General features: G+C 50.1%; 4 protein-coding genes. All 4 read right to left on the bottom strand.

What is annotated here, in order from left to right:
- Positions 1-139 precede the first annotated feature (139 nt).
- A complete protein-coding gene (locus L4C36_RS23300) occupies positions 140-397 on the bottom strand; it encodes a phosphopantetheine-binding protein (RefSeq protein WP_428480159.1) in 258 nt (85 codons plus the stop codon).
- A gap of 304 nt (positions 398-701) precedes the next feature.
- Positions 702-2,090 carry an ATP-dependent RNA helicase DbpA gene (dbpA, locus tag L4C36_RS23295; protein WP_428480158.1) on the bottom strand — a complete coding sequence of 463 codons (1,389 nt, stop codon included), beginning with the start codon at positions 2,088-2,090 and terminating at the stop codon, positions 702-704.
- A gap of 162 nt (positions 2,091-2,252) precedes the next feature.
- Positions 2,253-3,416, bottom strand: coding sequence for an anhydro-N-acetylmuramic acid kinase (locus L4C36_RS23290; RefSeq protein ID WP_428480157.1), 1,164 nt, complete (start codon positions 3,414-3,416; stop codon positions 2,253-2,255).
- A 37-nt stretch (positions 3,417-3,453) separates the two neighbouring features.
- Entirely contained in the window at positions 3,454-4,485 is a 1,032-nt protein-coding gene (locus L4C36_RS23285; protein ID WP_428480156.1) for a M23 family metallopeptidase, read from the bottom strand.
- Positions 4,486-4,726 lie beyond the last annotated feature (241 nt).

The following is a 4,726-nucleotide window of genomic DNA, read 5'->3' as shown; positions in this document are numbered from 1 at the left end:
TTTTAAAATACCACACCTCATTTTTAATGATGAGGTGTAGTTCATTATCTTTATTTTCAAATATAATTATTTAGAATTAAATTTAACTATTCGCCAGGATCTCCCCCGAATTTAGCATCAATGTATCTCTTTCACTCAATTACCGGCGCTGCTTTTCAATAAACTGTGCCAATGTCTCCACCGAACGGAATATTTCCTTTGTCGAGGCGTCTTGTGCATCCACCACGATGCAATATTTGTTTTTTATTGCCATCCCAAGTTCTAGCGCATCGATAGAATCTAATCCTAACCCATCGTGAAAAAGCGGTGCTTCCGTGTCGATATCATCAACGGTAATATCTTCCAAATTCAACGTGTCGATAATTAGCACTTTCAGATCAAAATACAATGCATCCATGATGTAGACCTTATAGGGTTAATACAAAACCAGTAACGAAGCGGATCACAATAACTCTGCTCGTCATGGGTTTATCACGACACAGTTTTCACAAATGGGCTAGCGATTAATGAGGGTATTACGAGGCAACATGAAGAGAATATGCGTCTGTAGCATTCGTTACAAAGCTTGCTGGAAGATTGATCATCTGACGAAGGGGTATGGGGGATGGGACGTTTGTTTACGAATAACGAATAAAAACGCCCACCAAAAAAGGTGGGCGACTATCAGCGTCATGGCAAATGCCAGGCATTAAATCCGTCGATTAGTTACGGATTTGGCGTACACGGCATGAACGGCCTTTTAGCTTACCTTTTTCAAGCTTTTTGTAGGCAATACGCGCGACGTCATTCATCACGGCCACGTAAGAGCAGTAATCAAACACGTTGATCTTGCCCACTTGATCACCACGAATGCCGTTTTCACCGGTCAATGCACCCAGAATGTCACCCGGGCGGATCTTTTGGCGCTTACCGCCGTCAATCAACAAGGTCACCATGTTTGGACGGAGCGTTGGTTGCTCTAGCAGAGACAACGGTGGCAATGCCGCTGGTTCAATCTCGCGCTCAAGGTACTCTTCCAGCATCAAAATTTTGTAATGCTCGTTGTCACTGTACAGTGAGCAAGCAATGCCTTGGCTGCCCGCACGGCCTGTACGGCCAATACGGTGGACGTGTACTTCGGTATCACGCGCTAGTTGGTAGTTAATCACACAATCAAGGTTGTCGATATCCAGACCACGTGCTGCCACATCGGTTGCGACCATCACAGACGCACTCTTGTTTGAGAAACGCACAAGTGCTTGGTCACGCTGACGCTGATCTAAATCACCGTGTAGGGCAATAGAACTGTAGCCGAAATCTTCAAGATCGTCGGAAATCTCCTGCGCTTCACGCTTGGTGTTACAGAACACCACGGTCGATTCAGGACGGTGCTGCGCCAGTAACAGGCGTACCGCGTTCAAACGGTCTTGGTTGTTATCGACTTTATAGAAAATCTGCTCAATGCTGCTGTCATCGTGCGTGGCGGCCACTTTTACGATAACGGGCTTTTTCATCACATCCGCAGCGATGCGTTCAATCTCTTTCGGGTAAGTCGCACTGAATAGCAAGGTTTGGCGATCCAAAGGTGCGTAATCCAAAATCAGATCCAACGCATCTTGGAAGCCCATTTCCAGCATACGGTCAGCTTCGTCCAATACCAGCAGGTTCAAATCGTCCAGCGACAAGTTACCTTTGCGTACGTGTTCTTCCACACGACCTGGGGTACCTACAATGATGTGTGCGCCGTGCTCTAGCGAGCCGATCTGCGGGCCAAATGGCATACCGCCACACAGGGTCAATACTTTGATGTTGTGGATCGCACGCGCCAGCTTGCGGATCTCTTTGGCAACCTGATCCGCCAACTCACGGGTTGGACATAGGATCAAGGTTTGCACACGGAAACGCTTCACGTTCAGGTGCTGCAATACGCCCAAACCAAACGCTGCTGTTTTGCCTGAACCGGTTTTGGCTTGGGCAATCACATCTTTGCCGTCCAAAATAGCAGGCAAGCTTTGCGCTTGGATCGGGGTCATTTTTTCGTAACCCAATGAGCCAAGGTTGCTCAGCAATTCAGGTTTAAGAGAAAGGGTAGAAAAGGCGTCTTTGCTCACGGCCATATATCCTGTCAGATCAAAAGAGGTAATCGTAAAAAGGGGTTAGGCGAAACCTGTCAGCGTCATGATAAGACAAAGCAATGAGGTAGTGCTAACCACACGAGGGCAGCGACACTACCAGCATCAGATCAAAAAAGATAGCGATAAAGAAAGATCGTGTTAATCAGCAGAATAGATCACGCCTAAAGAGGCTGCGCGTGAAGCGCCTGTGACTTCGGGCACGTTACTTGGCAGACCGTGAACACGCTGGCGTGCTAACCACGCAAAGGCCATCGCTTCCATATAGTCAGGATCAATGCCCGCTTCTCGCGTTGTCGTGACGTGCCAACGCGGTAACCGTTCAGCCAATTGCGCCATTAAGGCCGGATTACACGCCCCGCCCCCACACACAGACAGCACAGGGTGATCCCCTAAACGGAACATCTCGACCTGATCCGCAATGGTCGCCGCCGTAAAGGCCAGCAGGGTCGCCTGCACATCTGCCGCCGACACCGTTAACGCGCCTTCCGCCAGTAAGCCAGCCTGTTGCAGCTGCTGTTCCAGCCACAACAGGTTGTAACGCTCACGGCCGGTACTTTTCGGGTACGGTAACGAAAGGTAGGCATCATCAAGCAATACGCGTAACAGCGGTGTATTCACAGTGCCTTCTAAGGCAAACGCGGCATCACGATCAAACTTTTCACCGCGATGCTGGTACACCCACGCATCCATCAACATGTTTCCCGGCCCAGTGTCATAACCGAGCACGGGCAATTCAGGACGAAGCACCGAGATATTGGCGATGCCCCCAATATTCAGCACCACCGTAGTCGAGGCGTGTTGGGCAAACACCGTGCGATGAAACGCAGGTACGAGCGGCGCGCCTTGTCCGCCCAGCGCCATGTCTTTACGACGAAAATCGGCCACCGTCAGTATACCCGTGCGCGCAGCGATGAGATTGCCATCGCCCAATTGCATCGTAAACGGCAGATCGCCGTCTGGCTGATGAAACACCGTTTGACCGTGGCAGCCAATGGCCTTCACGTGCGCCGGATCGGTCTGGGTTTGTGCTAGCAGATGATTCACGGCATCAGCAAAGAGCACACCTAATTGGTGATCCAGTTCGCCAATGTGTTTCAAGTTGGTCGCTTGGCCAATACACACATCCAACAAAGCGGATTTTAATGCCGATGGCATGGGATAGCAGTCACTGGCCAGCAAGGTCACTTGTGGCTGTACGTCAGCAAGATCACCGCTCGCAGGCGAATCGATCGCCACCAGCGCGGTATCCACCCCGTCGAGGCTCGTGCCTGACATCACCCCGATATACCATTCTTTTGCCATCGTTCTCCCCTTATTGTCGTGAACTGTGTGCATTGGATTACAGCTTCGACACCTGCTTGCTCTCGTCACCGGCGATTTTCGCCTCATAACTGGCGGTTTCGATCGGGCGAACAACGTGCGGTGACTGGGTCAGCTGTACCTGCATGGAAACCACATTATTGATCATCTTTAACAGTGACGCCCACTGTACTGTTTTTTCTTTTTCAAACAGAGAATCGAAATTGTCCGGCGTCCAATCCACGAAAGTACGCGGGTTCAGCGCGCGCCCTAAAAAGCGGATTTCATAATGCAAGTGTGGCCCAGTTGATAAACCGGTGTTGCCCGTCCAGCCAATCAAATCCCCTTTACGCACGAAGTGTCCGCTACGCACATTGAATTTATTCATGTGTGAATAGGTCGTCGCAAACCCCATGGTATGGGCCAGTTTCAAAAAGTTTCCTGAGCCTTTTTTGCTCGGGCGTACCACTTCGACCACCCCATCAGCTGGCGCGTAAATCTTCGTCCCGATATTGGCGGCAAAATCGAGCCCCAAATGGCGCTTACGCTTACCGGTGACCGGATGCACTCGCGTGCCATATTGGGATGACATACGGATACCCGGTGTCGGGTTGCCATTGGGGATCATACGAAATAACGTTCCCCGCACGGCAGAGCTGATAGCAGCACTGTCTACCCGCTCTTCCAAGGAGGCAGGCTTACCGTTTTCGTTGTCTTGCAGCCCTAAGATGGTTTCAACGTCATCAATACGCTGAGTCAGCATCGACAATGCCACTTGTTTTTCGGTCAGCGCATCCATCAAGGCCACGTTTTCGTCGTTTTCTTCTTCCAGTGATGTGCTCAGTTGTTCTGCTTTTATCTGCAGCGCGCTGGCTTGTTCTTGCAACTCGCTTAATTGCACATTGGAATGTTGCTTATCCTGATACAAGGAATACACGTTATAACCGCCCACGCCACACACTGTCAGCACGGCCGTCGCCGCCAGGACAAAATAGCGCTTCTTAAAGCGATTAATTAAATAATGGGAAGTGCCACGATGATCGGACACGGAAATACAAATATTGTCAGACATGATGCGGTATCACTATCCATCGCGGTGGAATACGGCCCCCTGCGCAATACACACGGTACGGCGTATTGCCCCCCACCATTCGCTTCGACACGGCATGGTCACTTTCGCTGTATTGACAACGTGTTGGTGTATTCAGGAGGCAGAGCATAAGGATCATTGAGTGCGCGATTTTAATGATAAAAATAGCAATTAACCAGAGATATCCGGCCTGAGACAGGAATATTTGATAAAACGATAAAGT

Origin of the sequence: Photobacterium japonica (genome assembly GCF_050337005.1) — a bacterium.
Taxonomy (GTDB): domain Bacteria; phylum Pseudomonadota; class Gammaproteobacteria; order Enterobacterales; family Vibrionaceae; genus Photobacterium; species Photobacterium japonica.
The sequence above is the reverse complement of the archived record's forward strand: the minus strand, read 5'-3'. Positions and strand labels throughout refer to the sequence as shown.